Source organism: Alteriqipengyuania flavescens (assembly GCF_030406725.1).
GTDB lineage: Bacteria > Pseudomonadota > Alphaproteobacteria > Sphingomonadales > Sphingomonadaceae > Alteriqipengyuania_B > Alteriqipengyuania_B flavescens.
Window position 1 is genome coordinate 143,500 of record NZ_CP129107.1, and the last position, 15,444, is coordinate 158,943.

Genomic DNA, 15,444 nt, shown 5'->3' on the forward strand with positions numbered 1-15,444 from the left:
CGCCGGGCGCGGCGCGCGTGTCACTGGCTTGCGCTGCTAGCGCCCCTCGCCCACTTAGGGAAGATGCCGCGCAATCCCGACCCTGCCGCTTACCGCCCCGCGCCGATCATTGGGGAGGTGGCGGACTGGCTGGGCGATCCGGTCGCGCCCGCCGATTTCCCGCAGACTGTCCTGCGTTTCCGCAACGACCGTGCAGCGGCTGAGGTCGGGCTGCAAAGCCTGCCGGACGAGGACTGGATCCGCCATTTCGGCCGGTTCGAGCCGCTGGCCGACAACCTCCCCCACCCCCTCGCCCTGCGCTATCACGGGCACCAGTTCCGCGTATACAATCCCGACATCGGCGACGGGCGCGGGTTCCTGTTCGCGCAGCTGAAGGACGGCGGCGACCGCATCCTCGACCTCGGCACCAAGGGTTCGGGCCAGACGCCCTACAGCCGGCAGGGCGACGGGCGGCTGACGCTGAAAGGCGCGGTGCGCGAAATCCTCGCCACGGAAATGCTGGAGGCGCTCGGCGTCGAAACCAGCCGCACGTTCAGCGTCATCGAAACCGGCGAGCAGCTCGAGCGGGGCGACGAGCCTTCGCCCACCCGCTCCGCCGTGCTGGTGCGACTGCAGCACAGCCATATCCGCATCGGCAGCTTCCAGCGGCTCGCCTTGCTGGAGGAGCACGATCACCTGCGCGCGCTGGTCGATTACTGCCTGCGCCATTATCCCGGCGCAGAGCCGCCGGGCGACGCGCCGGATCGCGGCGAACCGGCCGTACGCCTGCTGCACCAGGTGGTCGAGCGCATGGCGGAACTTTCCGCCAGCTACATGGTCGCGGGCTTCGTCCACGGCGTGCTCAACACAGACAACATGAACATCACCGGCGAAAGCTTCGATTACGGCCCGTGGCGATTCCTGCCCAGGTGGGAGCCGGGCTTCACCGCCGCCTATTTCGACCACGCGGGCCTTTACGCATTCGCCCGCCAGCCCGAGGCGATGCACTGGAACAGCGCGCAGCTCGCCATCGCGCTGCGGTCGATTTGCGAGGCGCCGCCGCTGATCGCCGCGATGGACCGCTTCGGGCCGCTGTACGAGGCGGCGATGGCGCGGCGCTGGTGCCAGCGGCTGGGATTGAAGCCCCGCGGCGACGAGGTCGACCGCCAGCTCGTCTCCCTGTCGGAAGCGGCCCTTCGCACTAGCGACGAGCCGCCCGATGCCTTCTTCTTCCGCCACCGCGGCGGGCGCGATGCCGCGCACGCACTCGGCGAAATCATGGCTCAGTATGAAGCGGTCGAGAGCGATCACGACTACTGGCAGGGCGACGGGCCGGAAACCATGCTGATCGAGGAGGTCGAGGCGATCTGGGCGGCAATCGACCGGGATGACGACTGGGGCCCGCTCCACGCCAAGGTCGACGCGCTGCGACGCATGGGAGAGGCGCATCGGGCCCCGTCCTAGAATATAGACAGGACATTACTGGAAAGCTTGGAAAAACGCGGCTATCAGCGCTGCGAAACGGGGATGGAACCGATCACACATGAGTAGCGACGCGATTATTTCGACCGAACCGGCGACGGGGCGGGAATTGTGGCGCGGTGTCGCCGGCGATGTCGATGCCACGGTCGACCGGGCGCGGCGCGCATGGCCGGCGTGGGCCGCGCAGCCCCTCGCCAACCGGATCGAGCTCATGCGCCGCTTCGCCAACGAAGTGCGCAGGGAGCAGGAGAATTTCGCCGAACTGATCGCGCGCGAAACCGGCAAGCCGATGTGGGAAGCCCGCACGGAAGTCGAGGCGGTGATCGGCAAGGTCGAAATCTCGATCCGCGCCTATGCGGAGCGGACCGGCCAGCGCAAGCTGGACAGCGCGCTGCAGGGCACCGCCGCGCTGCGGCACAAGCCGCACGGCGTTATGGCGGTGCTTGGTCCCTACAACTTCCCGGCCCACCTCCCCAACGGCCACATCGTGCCCGCACTGATCGCGGGCAACGCGGTCGTCTTCAAACCGAGCGAGAAGACGCCTGCCGTCGGCGAACTGCTGGTGAAATGCTTTCACAAGGCCGGCGTCAGCGCCGCCGTGGTCCAGGTTCTGCACGGCGGGCCGGAAGAAGGAAAGGCGCTGGTCGCCCACCGCGGCATCGATGGCGTGCTGTTCACCGGCAGCGCGCAGGCGGGGATCGCGATCAACAAGCGGCTTGCGACCAATCCCGGCAAGATCGTGGCGCTCGAGATGGGCGGCAACAACCCCATCATCATGTGGGACACGCCGCTCGTCAGCGATGCGGCGGCGCTGATCATCCAGTCCGCCTTCACCTCCGCCGGGCAGCGCTGCACCGCCGCGCGGCGCCTGATCGTGAAGAAGTCGCTCTATGACGAGACGATGGAGCAGGTGAAGCGCCTCGCCGATCGCCTCATCGTGGGCGAACCCTTCGGCGAACCTGCCCCGTTCATGGGTCCGGTGATCGACAACAACGTGGCCGACCAGCTGACGGAGAGCTTCGTCTATTTCCTGTCCAACGGCGGCAAGGCGATCAAGCACATGCGCCGCAAGGACGACGACCTGCCGTTCGTCAGCCCCGCCATCATCGACACCACCGCGATGAAGGACCGCCCCGACGTGGAGCTGTTCGGCCCGCTGCTGCAGGTGATCAAGGTCGACGATTTCGACGAGGCGATCGCGGAGGCGAACAACACGCGCTTCGGCCTGTCGGCCAGCCTGCTGGGCGGCGCGCCGCAGGAATACAACCGTTTCTGGGCCAATATCCGCGCCGGCATCGTCAACTGGAACCGGCCGACCAACGGCGCGTCCTCCGCTGCCCCGTTCGGCGGCGTGGGCCTGTCGGGCAACCACCGCCCGGCGGCGTTCTACGCGGCGGATTACTGCGCCTACCCGGTCGCCAGCACGGAAATGGAGCAACCCCGCGCCACCATCGGCGTGGGCCTGCGCGAAGCCTAGGAAAGGGCCTCAGTCGCTGGCGACGAGCAGCTCGGCCTCGGTCACGCCGTCGCCGATCTCGCTCGCGTACAGTGCGAACTTGCGGCCTTTGCGCTCGCCGGTCAGCACCTGCGTCTCTCCCATTTCGGCGCGCGCCTGCTGAAACCCGGCCTTGCCGCCCAGCGTGTAGTAGAAGTCGAGCACGTCCTGCACCGGCATGGGCGTGCGGAACACCGCGCCGCGCAGCTTGCATGCCTCCCCGTCCGATCCGGCGGCATCCTGCAAGGCGGCTTCGGGATAAAGCGCGAAGGGCTGCGGCATCGTTGCCGAATACCGCCCGCCATAACGGACGGTGCGGCTGCAGGCCAGCGTCGTCAGCCCGCTCGATGCGAAGCGCTGCTCCAGCGTCAGGATGTCGGGCGCTTCTTCCAGCGTTTCGTCGGCTTCGGGTGCATCCTGCATCGCCTGGTTGCCGCCGACATGGCGGACCGCCTTTTCGCGGATGCGGACGACCGTTTCCGGTGAGCGGTCGACTTCGGGCATGCCGGCCGCGCTGCCCCCGCCGAGCCCGAGCACCGCGCCGCTATCGTTGCTGAGCGCGAGGTCGGGATCCGACGCGATCGGGCGTTCCAGCGCCACCTCGGTCGGCGGTACCGCCTCTTCCCCGTTGCCACCGCACGCGGACAGGAGCACGAGCAGGATCGGGGCGATGATGCGAACCACGCAGAGCTCTGTAATCCATCCTGCGCATAAAGCGAGGGCGCCCCGCCATCGCTGGCGAAGCGCCCCCTGCACACGGAGAACAGGATTGCGACCCTTGCGTCCGGTGCACGCCGGACCTCGACCCGGCGGTTTCCCGTTGGTTTAGCGGCAGCGCGAGTTCGAGCGGTCGATCTCGCGGCCGGCAAGACCGCCGACGGCAGCGCCCAGGATGGTGCCGAGCGTACGGTCACGAGTCAGCTCGCGTCCGGCAAGCGCACCCGCTGCGGCGCCGATCAGCAGGCCCGTCGTGCCGTCGTCCTTGCGGCAGTAATAGCGGCCGTCACGGCCCTGCCACACGCGGGTGTTCCGCGTCACGCGGTCGCCGTAATAGCGCTGCCGGGTGTCGTTATAGCGGCGCGAATCGCGGCGATGGCCATAGGCATTGCCGCGCGGGCGGTGCCCACGGCGGTGGTGCTCTGCCGTCTCAATGCCGTTCGCGCCCATCGGCGCCGCGGGCAGCGCCATGGTGAAGCCGGCCGGCTGCGCGGCAGGCACTTCGGCAGCCCCGACGGGCGCGGCGAGGGACATGGCGGCAGCGGCTGCTGCGAGCGACGTGGCGGTGAAAACGTTACGCATTTGAAATCTCCTGGCTCCCTGTTGCGTTCAGCTTTGGCAGCAAGAAGGTGAACGGCACGCAACTAGGCTGCAAGATTCCCTATCGGTCGGCGAGGCGTTTTTCAGCCGCGACGAAACGAGTGATTGCGCCGACCGGCAAGCGCTCCTACCGCGATGCCATGGCTGGCCCGCAAACTGGTGACGAGAACCGCAGCGGGTTGCTGCATGCCATTGCGGCCTATCTGCTGTGGGGCCTGATGCCGCTCTACCTCGCACTGGTGAACGCCGTGCCGCCGGTGGAATTCGTCGGCTGGCGGATCCTTTGGACGGTGCCCGTCTGCCTCGCCATCGTCGCGCTGCGCGGCCAGGTGCCACAACTGAAAGCGGCCTTCGGCGATTGGAAGGTGCTGCGCCTGCTGCTTGTCAGCAGCGTCCTGATCGCCATCAATTGGCTGGTATATGTGTACGCCATCATGGACGGCAAGCTCTACGGCGCCAGCCTGGGCTACTACCTCAACCCGTTGGTCAATATCGCGCTCGGCACGCTGTTCCTTGGCGAGAAACTGGGCTGGCGGCAGTGGCTGGCAGTGGCGCTCGCGGCCAGCGGCGTGGCGATATTGCTGTTCGGCGCGCTCGACACGCTGTGGATCACGCTGACGCTGGCGTGCAGCTTTTCGCTCTACGGCCTCGTCCGCAAGACCGCGCCGGTCGGATCGCTGCCGGGGCTGACGATCGAAGCCTCGCTGCTCGCGCTCCCCTCGCTGGCGGTCATCGGCTGGTTCGCCACACAGACCGCCGCCGGTTCCGCGATGGGCCAGTCGCTCCAACTCGACTTGCTGATCGTAGCCGCGGGCGTGGTAACCGGCGTGCCGCTTCTGCTGTTCGCCACGGCGGCGCGGCGGCTGCCCTACTCGCTGCTCGGCTTCATCCAGTTCATCGCTCCGACAATGGTGTTCGTGCTGGGGCTCACGGTTTTCGACGAGGAGCTGCGTCCGTCGCAGCTGGCGTGCTTCATCCTGATCTGGCTTGCGATCGCGCTGTTCTGCTGGGACTTGTGGGCCAGGCGCGCGCCTGCGGAAGGCGTCACGCAGCCGGCAGCTCAGCCCGCGAAGGACCAGCCGATCCGCTGACCGGCATGGAACGGGGTGAGCTCGTGCTCGCCGTCCAACCGTTCCGGCACATCGGTGCCGGACCTCGCCAGCGTCACCGTGTCCTCGTTCAGCGGCAGGCCGTAGAAGCGCGGGCCGTTTTCGCTGGCAAAGGCCTCGAAGCGGTCCAGCGCGCCCTCTTCCTCGAACACGGCGATGTAGCTTTCGAGCGCATAGGGCGCGTTGAAAATGCCGGCGCAGCCGCAGGCGCTTTCCTTCGCATGGCGCGCGTGGGGCGCGCTGTCGGTGCCGAGGAAGGCCTTGGCGCTGCCCCCGGTCGCAAAGGCGCGCAGCGCCAGGCGGTGCTCCTCGCGCTTGGCGACGGGCAGGCAATAGGCGTGCGGGTTGATCCCGCCGGCGAAGATCGCATTGCGGTTGATGTGAAGGTGCTGCGGCGTGATTGTGGCGGCGACGTTCGGCCCAGCACCTTCCACGAACTGCACCGCATCGCGCGTGGTGATGTGTTCGTACACGACCTTGAGTTCGGGCAGGCGCTCGATCACCGGGGCCAGCACGCGGTCGATGAACACGGCCTCGCGATCGAAAATGTCGATATCGCCGTCCGTCACCTCGCCATGGACGCACAAGACCATGCCGATTTCGGCCATCCGTTCCAGCACCCCCATGATGTTGGCGATGTCGGTCACGCCGCTGGCTGAATTGGTCGTCGCGCCCGCGGGATAGAGCTTGGCAGCGGTCAGCACACCCTCGCCGTGGCCGCGCGCAAGATCGCCTGCGTCGGTCGTGTCGGTGAGGTAGGCAGTCATCAGCGGGGTGAAATGCATACCTTCCGGCAAGGCCGCGAGGATCCGATCGCGATAGGCCGCCGCGTCCGCCATCGTCGTCACCGGCGGGGCGAGGTTTGGCATCACGATCGCCCGGGCGAACTGACGCGCGGTATAGGGCAGCACGGCTTCGAGCATGGCCCCGTCGCGCAGGTGGAGATGCCAGTCGTCGGGGCGGCGGATCGTGATCGTCTCGGTCATGCGCGCTCCCCTAGCGCGTCGGGGCGCGGCGGAACAGCCACCGCTTCGTCATTGGCCCGTCTCGCGTTGCCAAGCCTCTCATTGCTTGTGCTGCGCGCGCTCCCGCCCCATCTATCGGGCCATGACTGCAACCCGCCTGTTCGACCGTGCCGTGATCCGCCTCTCTCCCACCGACGACGGAGAGGACGTGGCCGCGTTCCTGCAAGGCCTGCTGACCAATGACGTGACCGGCAAGCTTCCCGCCTATTCGGCGCTGCTGAGCGCACAGGGCAAGACGATGTTCGACTGCATCGTCTGGCCCGGCGGCAAGGATGTGCTGCTCGATTGCGAAGCGGCGCATGCGGAGGAGTTTGCCACGCGCCTTTCGCTTTATCGCCTGCGCCGCAAGATCGACATCGCGGTGGACGATGGCGTCGGCGTACACTGGCAGGCCGAGCTTGGCGATGGCGGCGCACCCGATCCGCGCCTTGCCGCGCTTGGCCAGCGGTGGCTCGCGCCGGTGGCGGAGGAGGACGAGGCCGCCGATGCGGCGTGGACGAAGCACCGCCTGTCGCTCGGCGTTCCGGAAGGCCGCGCCGAGCTCGGCGATATCCTCTGGCTTGAAACGAACGCGGCCGAGCTGAACGGCGTCAGCTTCGAAAAGGGCTGCTACATCGGCCAGGAAAACACTGCCCGCATGAACTGGCGCCAGAAGGTCAATCGACGCCTTTTGGTGCGCCCGCTCGACAAGTCCGACGAAAAGCGCCGCAAGCATGCGTGGCCGGAACTCGGCTACGCCATCGACCACGTGCGCGTGGCGGATGTAGCAACGGACGCCTGGCCCGATTGGGTCGGCAGAGCCGAAGCCCCCTAGCCCACCACCTCGGCCGCCAACGATTGTTCCAGCAGGCGCTGCGCGATGTCGCGGGCGCGACTGTCGGGGAGCTTGAGCGAGGCGGCCAGCGGGGCGCCCATCAGCGAGTTGCCGAGCGCCAGCAGCACCACCCCAAGCGTGGCGTCATGGGCGGGCGTAGGCTTGCCGTGCGTGGCTTCGTCGGGGTTCAGTTCGTCGACCATGCGGTGGATGGTCTCGACGAAGGGCTCCATCGCGTCTTCCTGGCCCGTCGCCAGCATCCAGCTGACGAGCGCGCCGCCACCTTCCCTGTCGAACGCATCGAAAGCGATGTCGACCACCTCGCGCGGGGAGGCGATCCCGGCGCGCGCGGCGCGTACCGCTTCGGCCACCGAATCGCACACGGTCGCCGTCAGGTGCTCGGCCAGCGCCTTCTGCAACCCGGCAGCCGAACCGAAATGGTGGAGCAGGTTCGCATGGGTCCGCCCGATCCGAGCGCCCACGGCCTTGAGCGTGACCGCCTGCGGCCCCGCCTCGATAAGGATTGCGCGCGCGCTTTCCAGCGCGGTCATGCGGAACTCTTCGGGGCTTAAACGCTTCCTTATTGACATTGATGTAAGTAAGCCCCAATTTGCAATCACGAACAATCACGAGGCAACCAACATGAACGCCCCGACTGCAATCCCGTTAGACCGCGCCGCCGCAACCGACAAGGACGCGGCCCGCACCGCTACCCGCACTGCTACTGGTACTGGCGCCCGCACCACTCCCACCCCCGCCGATCTCGACATCGTGATCCGTGACGAGCGCTTCAATCGCGACAAGAAGGCCGGCCGCTGGTGGGCGGGCGAACCCTTCGGCACGGCCTGGCACAACGCCCTGTCCGCCACTTTCCCGCGCGGCGAGGCGTTCTTCATCGAATCGGTGAAGGCTCACCGCGACGGCGCCGATCCGAAGCTGGCGGAGGAAATCCGCGCCTTCATCCGGCAGGAAATCAACCACACGCGCGAACACGTCGCCTTCAACCGTCTGGCCGAGGACCATGGCTATGACATTCAGAAAATTGACCGGCGGGTGAAGGAACTGCTCGACCTGACGAAGGGGCGGCCGCAGATCATCAACCTCGCCGTGACCATGGCGCTGGAACACTACACCGCGATGATGGCGCACGAATTCCTCGCCAACCCGCAGCACTTCGCCGAAGCGGACGAGGAAGTCGCCGCAATGTGGCGCTGGCACGCGGTCGAGGAAATCGAGCACAAGGGCGTCGCCTACGACACCTATCTGCACGCGACGAAGGACTGGCCGGCGTGGCGCAAGTACCGCCTGCGCGCGATCATGATGCTGATCATCACCAACAGCTTCATCGTGAACCGCTGGAAGGATGCCATCGAGCTCCTGGCGCAGGACGGCATCACCGGCTGGAAGGCGCGCTGGGGCCTGTTCAAGTACCTAACGGTTAAGCCCGGCGTGCTGCGGCGGATTTTCCCGGCATGGCTGGCCTATTTCAAGCCCGGCTTCCACCCGTGGGACCACGACGATCGCGCGCTGATCGGCAAGTACGACAGCGAGTTCGCCGACGCCAACATGACCGCGGTCCCGGCGGAATAAACGCGTCCGTTTTGTAGCCCTTCCCATTGGGGAAGGGTTGGGATGGAGGTTCGACGCCAGTGGCCACGGAACCCCCACCCCCGGCCCCTCCCCACGGGGAGGGGAGAATAATTGCCCGGCTCAGGCCGCCTGGGGTTCGTCGCCGCTCGCCATCCCCGCCCCGAGCAGCAGCTCGTACTGCCGTACGGGCGATTCCTCGCCCCTGCCGCAGCTAAAGCGCGGCATGACGCGGCCCGTCGGCGTGAAGCCGTTCTTCTCCAGCACCCGGCCGGACGCAGGATTGTCGAGGAAGTGGCCCGCCGTCAGCCGGTCGAGCCCGAGCATGCGCGCGACCTCGATCACGCCGGCCAGCGCTTCGGAGGCATAGCCGCGCCCCCAGTATTCGCGCGCGATCCAGTAACCGACCTCGACCTCGCCCGCGTCCTCGCCCAGCCCGGCACTGCCGATCAACCGTTCGCCCCGCGCCGTGGGCTCGGTGACGATGAAGCTCGGCAGGCTGGGATCCTGGCCGCGCGCGGCGAAGGCCTGCGCATCCTTGGGGCGATAGGGCCACGGCGCCTTGGCAAGGTTTCGCACCACCGTTTCGTCGGCGATGCCGGCAAAGATCGCTTCCCAGTCGTCGGGGAAGACGGGCCGCAGGAACAGGCGCTGCGTACGGTGGAACATCGGTACTACTCCTCTCGCCCCCGCAAGCCGCACGATTATGCGGGAATTCTTACTGGAGCCTGCACACGGCCGCCCGATGGCGGCAGATTGTTGCAAGGGAGCGACACATAGAAAAAGGGAGAGGGGTTGGCCCCGTCTCCCTTGCAGATGCCGGTGTTCGAAAACCCGGCGGGGCCATCCCGGTGGATGACCCCGTTATCGGATCACCCGGTTATTCGGCTGCTTCCGCCATGGCGTCCACGGACACGTAAGTGCGACCGAGTTTGCCCGAGTGGAATCGCACGCGGCCGTCCACGAGCGAGAAAATCGTGTGGTCGCGGCCGAGGCCGACGTTCTGGCCCGGGTACCACTTGGTCCCGCGCTGGCGCACGATGATGTTGCCGCCGACGACGTTTTCGCCGCCGAACTTCTTCACGCCGAGGCGCTGACCCGCTGAGTCGCGGCCGTTACGCGAAGAGCCGCCTGCTTTTTTATGTGCCATGTCTCGTTCCTACCGGATCGCTTGGATTACTTCTTGGCAGCCGGCTTACTGGCCGGTGCCTTCTTGGTTGCGGCTGCCTTCTTCGGTGCCTCAGCCTTCGCCTTGGGAGCTGCCTCCCTGGTGTCAGCCTTGGGGGCGTCCTCCGTCGTGGCTTCTTCCTTCTTCGGCGCGGCCTTCTTCTTGCTGCCTTCGCCGACCGAGGTGATGCGCAGCAGCGTCATCTGCTGGCGGTGGCCGGCCTTGCGGCGATAGTTGTGACGGCGACGCTTCTTGAAAACGACGACCTTCTCGCTCTTCGCTTGGGCGATGATCTCGGCCGAGACGGTCACCTTGGCGGCATCCGCCATGCTGTCGCCTTCGCCGGCCAGCAGGACATCGCCCAGGGTGATCGTGTCACCGGCTTCGCCGCCGAGTTTCTCGACCGCGATCTTGTCTCCTTCGGCGACGCGATACTGCTTGCCGCCCGTGCGCACTACTGCGAACATGGTTTTCAAATCCGTTTCTAATCGTGTCAGGTCGCCCCGCTCCGATCCGCTGCCCGAACGGGCAACATAGCGCAAGCGACACGCCGGCCACCCGCAAGGGAGGCCGGAAAGAAGGGAGCCGTTAGGCCAAGCCCCGTCTTCTGTCAACGCCGGGCGGGCGGTTTTTTGCCCGCTGTCGGACCCCGCGTGCGCCCGTCATGCAGCGCCCGTCCCATATGGTGCGCCGCGCCAAACATGCTAGGGCTGCGGGCGATGCGTATCGTCCTGCCCTTTGCCGCCGCCCTGCCCCTCGCCGCCTGCGCGGGGGCCAGCACCGACTACCCCAGCCTTGCCATCCGGGATGCAGAGCTCAGGCGCACGGGCGACGTCGATTATTCAAACCCCGCCGCGCCCCTGCGCGCCCTGCCCGCCGACCAGCGCGCCTTGCTGGAAGAGCGGCGCGCCGCCGCGCTGGCCAATGCGGCGGCGTTTCGCGAATCGCTCGGCCGGGCGCAGCGGGCCGTGGCGGCAGCTTCGGGCGCATCGGTCACCTCCGACGCCTGGGCCGCCGCGCAGGTGGCCGTGGCCGACCTATCGAGCCAGCGCAGCGCCATGGCCGGGCCGCTCGCCGACATCGAACTGCTGTATGTCGAGACCTACGATATCGGCGTCGATGCGAGCGATGTGGAGCGCGCGCGCAACGAGCTTGCCGCGCTGCAGGGCGAACAGGATGCCGCCATCGCCGCGCTGCGCAGCCGATTGCGGCGCTAGACCCGCCACCGCTCCAGCGCGGCGTAGTCGTCCGGGCGGGGTTCGATCCAGTGCCAGCCGTCGGCGCGGCGCTCGCGCTTCCAGAACCACGCGGCGCTTTTCAGGTGGTCCATCAGGAAATCGACCGTGTCGAAAGCGGCGCGGCGATGATCGGCGGCCGCCGCGACGACCACGATTGCCGTGCCTGGCGTCATCACGCCGACCCGGTGCCATGCGAGTAGGCCGAGCGGCGCGAAGCGGGCCACTGCCTCTCCCGCCAAGGATTCCATCCCCGGCAAGGTAAGCGGTTCGTAGTGGGTGAGTTCCAGCGCTTTCACACTGTCGCCCTGCCGGACACGCCCCACGAAACTGGCGAGGCCTCCCGCGTCCGGGAACGCCTTTGCCAGACCGGCGATGGCAGAGGCCGGGGAGAAGCCGCTGGCGGTCACGCGCACGTCGCGCATGGTCAACCGCCGCTGACAGGCGGCAGCAGCGCCACCTCGTCGCCGTCTTGCGCAAGAAGTGCGGTCTTGTCGGCGAGGACCCTGCCCCGCGCGGCGATCTGCACGCGATCTTCCCGCAGCTGCTCCGCCGTTGAAGGCTGAACCTTTGCGAGCAGGGCCTGCCAGTCGAGCGGCGCGTCGAATTCGCGCGCGGCCGCGCCTTCACAATCCTGCAACGGGCCGAGGAAGAGTACGCGGACCGCCATCAGCCGCCCGTCACCGACATCGTCCGTGCCTGCGCCGGGGCCTGCCCGGGCGCGGTGATGGAAAAATCGTGCCGTTCGGGCTTGGTGCGCATCGCCATGTCCAGCGCCGCATGGATGCGCGCGGGGTCCTCGCTTCGCAACGCGGCGCGCAGGTCCACCCGGCCGGCATCGCCCAGGCAGGGATAGAGCTGGCCCGTGGCGGTCACGCGGATGCGGTTGCAACTGCCGCAGAAGTTTTCGCTCAGCGGCGTGATGAAGCCGATGCGTCCGCCTGTCGCAGCGCTGCGCATGTAGCGCGCCGGTCCGGCGGTCCGGTGGTCGATGGCGAAGAGGCCGAATTCTGCCTCAAGTTCCTCTCGCACCGTGGAGAGCGGCAGATACTGGTCGAAGCGGTCCTCGCCCGTTTCGCCCAGCGGCATGATTTCGATAAGCGCGAGGTCGAAGCCCTGCCCATGCGCCCAGCGGACCATGTCGGGGAGGTCGTGCCGGTTGCCCGACTTCAACGCCACAGTGTTGATGCGCAGCGATAGCCCGGCACGCCTGGCGATCGCGATGCCATCCAGCACCTGCCACAGGTCGCCGCCCCGCGTCAGCCGGGCAAAACGATCGGCGTCTAACGTATCGAGCGAGACATTGACCCGCCGCACGCCCGCCGCGGCGAGGGCCTCTGCATGTTCTGCCAGCATCGTGCCGTTGGTCGTCAGCGTCAGCTCGTCCAGGCCGCTGCCGACGAGCGCCCCGAGCCGTTCGACCAGATCCATCGCTCCGCGCCGCACGAGCGGCTCACCCCCGGTAAGCCGGATGCGGCGAATGCCGCGCGCGACGAAATGGGTCGCCAACAATTCCAGCTCGTCGAGGGAGAGCAGGTCCTTGCGCGGAAGAAATTCCATGCGTTCGGGCATGCAATAGGTGCAGCGCAGGTTGCAGCGGTCGGTCAGCGAAAGGCGCAGGTAATTGATCCGCCGCGCAAATCCGTCGATCAAGTTGCCCTCGTTCATGCGGCTCAGCCTAACGCACCTTGCGGTTCGGCGCCATCCACAACGAAATATTGCCCGGTGATGCCCGGCGCAGAGGCGAGCCAGGCCGCGGCCGCTTCCATGGCCGCATCGTCGTTCCCGCTGATGGCATTGACCCTGCGCGGGGCGACATTGCGAGCAAGCGCACCCATTGCAGCGCGCAAATATCGCTCGTGGGTTTTGGGCACAGCGGGCAATTGCACCGTCAGGATATCGAGCACGGACAGCCCGACCTCGATCAGCTTCACGTGATTGCCGTAGAACAGGGCCGCCGCGTCGAGCGGATCGTCCGGCATCTCCTCGATTACGTAGCGTCCGGATTCCACAGGCTGATCAGCGCCGCTCGCGGTGCAACGTCATGCCGATCTTCTCGTCCGCCTCGCTGATCTTCGGCTTGACGATCTTGACTGTCACCGCCTCGATCCGTTCGTCCTGCGCCATCAGCGTGGTGCAGACGTGGTCGGCCACCGATTCGATCAGCTTGAAATGCACATCTTTCGGCAATGCGCTCGACGCCGCCTCGATCAGGTCCATGTAATTCTTGCTGTCGGAAAGCGGCGTGTCGGGCGTGTACTCCGGTTCGGGCCGCATCCTGACGGAGATCGTGAAGACCAGCGGCTGCGCCTCGCCCGTTTCTTCGGAATAGATCCCGGTGAGGACGTCGTGGGTGAAGTCCGCGACTTCGAGCACCAGTGTGTCTTTGCTGAATGCAGTCATGGAAACGGCCCCTAGCGCCTTTGCGCGGCGATGAGAAATTCCACGTTGCCTTCCGGCCCGGTGATCGGGCTTTCGACGATGCCGTCAACCTGCCAGCCTGCGCTTTCCAGCCAGTGTCGCACTTCGCCGCACACGCGGTCGTGCAGCGCCGGATCGCGCACCACGCCGCCCTTGCCAACCTCGTCGCGACCGACCTCGAATTGCGGCTTGATCAGCGCGACCAGACGGCACGGCGTGGCCGCAAGCTCCAGCGGGCGCTCCAGCACCTTGGCAAGGCCGATGAAGCTGGCATCGCACACCACCCAGTCGCACGGCCGGTCGATTTGTTCCGCGGTCAGGATCCGCGCGCTCGTCTGCTCCAGCACGGTCACGCGCTCGTCCTGCCGCAGTTTCCACGCGAGCTGGTTCGTGCCGCTGTCGACCGCAAAGACATGCGCCGCCCCGCCCTGCAGCAGGACGTCGGTGAACCCGCCGGTAGAAGAGCCGATGTCCATTGCGATCGCGCCGCGCGGATCGAGCCCGAAATGCGCGATGGCGTGGGCGAGCTTGATGCCGCCGCGGCTGACCCACGGATGGTCGCGTCCGCGCACTTCCAACGGCGCATCGACGGCAAGCTGCTGGCCGGGCTTGGCGATCTTCGTCTCGCCGGAAAAGACCAGCCCCGCCATCACCAGCGCCTGGGCACGTGTGCGGCTTTCCACCAGTCCGCGCTCCACCAGCGCCTGATCCACCCTCTGCTTCGCCATGGCAGCGCGATAGCGGCGAGCCGCCCCACATGCCAGCCGGGGTTCACATCGCGCGTTGTAACGAGGGGCCCGAACCTTCATAGGAAGCCCATGCAAATCAAACGCCTCCTCGCCTGTATCCCGCTGTTTGCGATCGCCTGCTGTTCCACCCCGCCGGAGCAGCCGCGCCAGCCGCCGGTGATCTACACCCCGATCCCGCGGCCCGCGCCGACGCCCGAAGCGCCCGTGGTGGCCGTCGCGCCGGAGAACTGGATCGACAACCCGCGCACGCCGGGGAACTGGACCTACGGCGCCGTCGGCAACGCCACCGTCGCGACCTATGCGGGCGAGGACGGGACCGTCCGCCTGTCGATCGAATGCGACCTTGCCGCGCGGCAGGTTCGCATCGCGCGGCCGGGCAATGCGCCGTCCGCCGTGGCGATGGGGGTCTTCACCGAAACGGAGAATCGCCAGCTCAGCGCCTCGCCCACGACAGGGTCCGTGCCGCAGCTGGTCGCCGCGCTGTCCCCGCGAGATCCGCTGCTCGATGCGATGGCCTTTTCGCGCGGCCGTTTCGCCATCGAGATCGCCGGTCTTGCGCCGCTGTACCTGCCCAGTTGGATCGAGGTCAGCCGGGTGGTCGAGGACTGCCGCTGAAACGCAAACGGCCCGCGCATATAGCGCAGGCCGGAAGCGCCGTATTCTGACGGGGAAAAGATATATTTCAAGCCTTGTCTTTGCCGCGCAAACGACTCACATATGCATGTAAGGCCAGCGGTGAACGCGGGTTCTTGCCCCCGGTGAAACGGCGGGTTTTGGCTCAATAGCGCGAAAGGAGGTGATCCGATGTCTCATGGTTCAGCAGAGGGGTCGGCAAGTTTCCACGCGAGGCATTATCGGTAAGCATTCCTGACCGATAAAGGTTTCGTGGGCGGCACTTCCGGCCGCTGACCATGCGAAAGGTCGCCATCGGCATAGCCGTGGCGGCCTTTCTCATTTTCGGGCCCTGCCAAAAGTCCACGCGCGCCGGTTCTTCGGCCCTTTGCTAGGTCAGCAGCCTTGCCAGCCGCAGCATCGCGAATTAGGCGCGCCGGGCAGGAGATTA

Annotated in this window: 20 protein-coding genes; 7 read left to right on the forward strand and 13 right to left on the reverse strand. The window is 67.0% G+C overall.

The features are described 5' to 3' along the window. Positions 1–63 precede the first annotated feature (63 nt). Together QQW98_RS00820 and astD are read left to right on the forward strand one after the other, a co-directional pair. Positions 64–1,443, forward strand: a complete 1,380-nt coding sequence (locus tag QQW98_RS00820) for a protein adenylyltransferase SelO family protein (protein ID WP_290135667.1) — start codon at positions 64–66, stop codon at positions 1,441–1,443. A 79-nt stretch (positions 1,444–1,522) separates the two neighbouring features. Further along, positions 1,523–2,938 (forward strand): succinylglutamate-semialdehyde dehydrogenase, encoded by a 1,416-nt coding sequence (gene astD, locus QQW98_RS00825; RefSeq protein ID WP_290135668.1) that lies wholly within the window; start codon positions 1,523–1,525, stop codon positions 2,936–2,938. A 9-nt stretch (positions 2,939–2,947) separates the two neighbouring features. Here astD and QQW98_RS00830 read toward each other — a convergent pair whose 3' ends face one another. Next, positions 2,948–3,640, reverse strand: a complete 693-nt coding sequence (locus tag QQW98_RS00830; protein WP_290135669.1) for a hypothetical protein — start codon at positions 3,638–3,640, stop codon at positions 2,948–2,950. Between the two features lie 141 nt (positions 3,641–3,781). After that, positions 3,782–4,255, reverse strand: a complete 474-nt coding sequence (locus tag QQW98_RS00835; RefSeq protein WP_290135670.1) for a glycine zipper 2TM domain-containing protein — start codon at positions 4,253–4,255, stop codon at positions 3,782–3,784. Positions 4,256–4,413: 158 nt separating this feature from the next. Here QQW98_RS00835 and rarD point away from each other — a divergent pair, with 158 nt between their 5' ends. After that, entirely contained in the window at positions 4,414–5,364 is a 951-nt protein-coding gene (gene rarD / locus QQW98_RS00840; protein WP_290136811.1) for an EamA family transporter RarD, read from the forward strand. Here rarD and pyrC read toward each other — a convergent pair. After that, positions 5,334–6,368: a dihydroorotase gene (gene pyrC, locus QQW98_RS00845; RefSeq protein WP_290135671.1), complete on the reverse strand. Its 1,035-nt coding sequence runs from the start codon at positions 6,366–6,368 to the stop codon at positions 5,334–5,336. The two genes, rarD and pyrC, sit on opposite strands and share 31 nt — an antisense overlap. Before the next feature lie 121 nt (positions 6,369–6,489). Here pyrC and ygfZ point away from each other — a divergent pair, with 121 nt between their 5' ends. After that, positions 6,490–7,221, forward strand: a complete 732-nt coding sequence (ygfZ, locus tag QQW98_RS00850) for a CAF17-like 4Fe-4S cluster assembly/insertion protein YgfZ (RefSeq protein WP_290135672.1) — start codon at positions 6,490–6,492, stop codon at positions 7,219–7,221. Here ygfZ and QQW98_RS00855 read toward each other — a convergent pair. Continuing rightward, the gene (locus tag QQW98_RS00855; RefSeq protein ID WP_290135673.1) at positions 7,218–7,811 is read right to left on the reverse strand and encodes a TetR/AcrR family transcriptional regulator; all 594 of its coding nucleotides are present in this window, start codon (positions 7,809–7,811) and stop codon (positions 7,218–7,220) included. The genes ygfZ and QQW98_RS00855 overlap by 4 nt on opposite strands. A gap of 52 nt (positions 7,812–7,863) precedes the next feature. Here QQW98_RS00855 and QQW98_RS00860 point away from each other — a divergent pair, with 52 nt between their 5' ends. Then, positions 7,864–8,811 carry a metal-dependent hydrolase gene (locus tag QQW98_RS00860; RefSeq protein ID WP_290135674.1) on the forward strand — a complete coding sequence of 316 codons (948 nt, stop codon included), beginning with the start codon at positions 7,864–7,866 and terminating at the stop codon, positions 8,809–8,811. Between the two features lie 120 nt (positions 8,812–8,931). On the opposite strand, the gene QQW98_RS00865 is transcribed toward QQW98_RS00860, so the two are convergent. The 3 genes from QQW98_RS00865 to rplU all read right to left on the reverse strand — a co-directional run bounded on the left by QQW98_RS00865 (position 8,932) and on the right by rplU (position 10,443). Next, on the reverse strand, positions 8,932–9,477 hold the full coding sequence (locus tag QQW98_RS00865; RefSeq protein WP_290135675.1) for a GNAT family N-acetyltransferase: 546 nt from the start codon (positions 9,475–9,477) through the stop codon (positions 8,932–8,934). 211 nt (positions 9,478–9,688) lie between these two features. Then, positions 9,689–9,958, reverse strand: coding sequence for a 50S ribosomal protein L27 (gene rpmA, locus QQW98_RS00870; RefSeq protein ID WP_290135676.1), 270 nt, complete (start codon positions 9,956–9,958; stop codon positions 9,689–9,691). A gap of 26 nt (positions 9,959–9,984) precedes the next feature. Further along, positions 9,985–10,443 carry a 50S ribosomal protein L21 gene (rplU, locus tag QQW98_RS00875; RefSeq protein ID WP_290136812.1) on the reverse strand — a complete coding sequence of 153 codons (459 nt, stop codon included), beginning with the start codon at positions 10,441–10,443 and terminating at the stop codon, positions 9,985–9,987. Between the two features lie 252 nt (positions 10,444–10,695). On the opposite strand from rplU, the gene QQW98_RS00880 reads away from it, so the two are divergent. After that, a complete protein-coding gene (locus tag QQW98_RS00880) occupies positions 10,696–11,193 on the forward strand; it encodes a hypothetical protein (protein ID WP_290135677.1) in 498 nt (165 codons plus the stop codon). Here QQW98_RS00880 and QQW98_RS00885 read toward each other — a convergent pair. The 6 genes from QQW98_RS00885 to QQW98_RS00910 are packed head-to-tail and all read right to left on the reverse strand — an operon-like array spanning position 11,190 to position 14,360. Next, positions 11,190–11,636, reverse strand: coding sequence for a molybdenum cofactor biosynthesis protein MoaE (locus tag QQW98_RS00885; RefSeq protein WP_290135678.1), 447 nt, complete (start codon positions 11,634–11,636; stop codon positions 11,190–11,192). The genes QQW98_RS00880 and QQW98_RS00885 overlap by 4 nt on opposite strands. Positions 11,637–11,638: 2 nt before the next feature. After that, complete coding sequence (locus QQW98_RS00890) at positions 11,639–11,881, reverse strand: MoaD/ThiS family protein (protein ID WP_290135679.1); 243 nt, start codon at positions 11,879–11,881, stop codon at positions 11,639–11,641. After that, positions 11,881–12,879, reverse strand: coding sequence for a GTP 3',8-cyclase MoaA (gene moaA / locus QQW98_RS00895; RefSeq protein ID WP_290135680.1), 999 nt, complete (start codon positions 12,877–12,879; stop codon positions 11,881–11,883). Before moaA ends, QQW98_RS00890 begins: the two co-directional genes overlap by 1 nt. A 5-nt stretch (positions 12,880–12,884) precedes the next feature. Then, positions 12,885–13,223 (reverse strand): Rossmann fold domain-containing protein, encoded by a 339-nt coding sequence (locus QQW98_RS00900; RefSeq protein ID WP_290135681.1) that lies wholly within the window; start codon positions 13,221–13,223, stop codon positions 12,885–12,887. A gap of 7 nt (positions 13,224–13,230) precedes the next feature. Then, entirely contained in the window at positions 13,231–13,614 is a 384-nt protein-coding gene (locus QQW98_RS00905; RefSeq protein WP_290135682.1) for a dihydroneopterin aldolase, read from the reverse strand. Between the two features lie 11 nt (positions 13,615–13,625). Beyond that, positions 13,626–14,360 (reverse strand): TlyA family RNA methyltransferase, encoded by a 735-nt coding sequence (locus QQW98_RS00910; RefSeq protein ID WP_290135683.1) that lies wholly within the window; start codon positions 14,358–14,360, stop codon positions 13,626–13,628. Between the two features lie 90 nt (positions 14,361–14,450). On the opposite strand from QQW98_RS00910, the gene QQW98_RS00915 reads away from it, so the two are divergent. Next, the gene (locus QQW98_RS00915; protein ID WP_290135684.1) at positions 14,451–14,996 is read left to right on the forward strand and encodes a hypothetical protein; all 546 of its coding nucleotides are present in this window, start codon (positions 14,451–14,453) and stop codon (positions 14,994–14,996) included. Positions 14,997–15,444 lie beyond the last annotated feature (448 nt).

What these genes read in the sequence shown, in the direction of transcription:
- QQW98_RS00865 (WP_290135675.1), bottom strand. Translation starts at nt 9,477, where the DNA reads ATGTTCCACCGTACGCAGCGCCTGTTCCTGCGGCCCGTCTTCCCCGAC.
- QQW98_RS00855 (WP_290135673.1), bottom strand. Translation starts at nt 7,811, where the DNA reads ATGTCAATAAGGAAGCGTTTAAGCCCCGAAGAGTTCCGCATGACCGCG.
- QQW98_RS00890 (WP_290135679.1), bottom strand. Translation starts at nt 11,881, where the DNA reads ATGGCGGTCCGCGTACTCTTCCTCGGCCCGTTGCAGGATTGTGAAGGC.
- QQW98_RS00910 (WP_290135683.1), bottom strand. Translation starts at nt 14,360, where the DNA reads ATGGCGAAGCAGAGGGTGGATCAGGCGCTGGTGGAGCGCGGACTGGTG.
- moaA (WP_290135680.1), bottom strand. Translation starts at nt 12,879, where the DNA reads ATGAACGAGGGCAACTTGATCGACGGATTTGCGCGGCGGATCAATTAC.
- ygfZ (WP_290135672.1), top strand. Translation starts at nt 6,490, where the DNA reads ATGACTGCAACCCGCCTGTTCGACCGTGCCGTGATCCGCCTCTCTCCC.
- QQW98_RS00835 (WP_290135670.1), bottom strand. Translation starts at nt 4,255, where the DNA reads ATGCGTAACGTTTTCACCGCCACGTCGCTCGCAGCAGCCGCTGCCGCC.
- QQW98_RS00905 (WP_290135682.1), bottom strand. Translation starts at nt 13,614, where the DNA reads ATGACTGCATTCAGCAAAGACACACTGGTGCTCGAAGTCGCGGACTTC.
- QQW98_RS00915 (WP_290135684.1), top strand. Translation starts at nt 14,451, where the DNA reads ATGCAAATCAAACGCCTCCTCGCCTGTATCCCGCTGTTTGCGATCGCC.
- QQW98_RS00885 (WP_290135678.1), bottom strand. Translation starts at nt 11,636, where the DNA reads ATGCGCGACGTGCGCGTGACCGCCAGCGGCTTCTCCCCGGCCTCTGCC.
- QQW98_RS00880 (WP_290135677.1), top strand. Translation starts at nt 10,696, where the DNA reads ATGCGTATCGTCCTGCCCTTTGCCGCCGCCCTGCCCCTCGCCGCCTGC.
- pyrC (WP_290135671.1), bottom strand. Translation starts at nt 6,368, where the DNA reads ATGACCGAGACGATCACGATCCGCCGCCCCGACGACTGGCATCTCCAC.
- rarD (WP_290136811.1), top strand. Translation starts at nt 4,414, where the DNA reads ATGGCTGGCCCGCAAACTGGTGACGAGAACCGCAGCGGGTTGCTGCAT.
- rpmA (WP_290135676.1), bottom strand. Translation starts at nt 9,958, where the DNA reads ATGGCACATAAAAAAGCAGGCGGCTCTTCGCGTAACGGCCGCGACTCA.
- QQW98_RS00860 (WP_290135674.1), top strand. Translation starts at nt 7,864, where the DNA reads ATGAACGCCCCGACTGCAATCCCGTTAGACCGCGCCGCCGCAACCGAC.
- rplU (WP_290136812.1), bottom strand. Translation starts at nt 10,443, where the DNA reads ATGTTCGCAGTAGTGCGCACGGGCGGCAAGCAGTATCGCGTCGCCGAA.
- astD (WP_290135668.1), top strand. Translation starts at nt 1,523, where the DNA reads ATGAGTAGCGACGCGATTATTTCGACCGAACCGGCGACGGGGCGGGAA.
- QQW98_RS00820 (WP_290135667.1), top strand. Translation starts at nt 64, where the DNA reads ATGCCGCGCAATCCCGACCCTGCCGCTTACCGCCCCGCGCCGATCATT.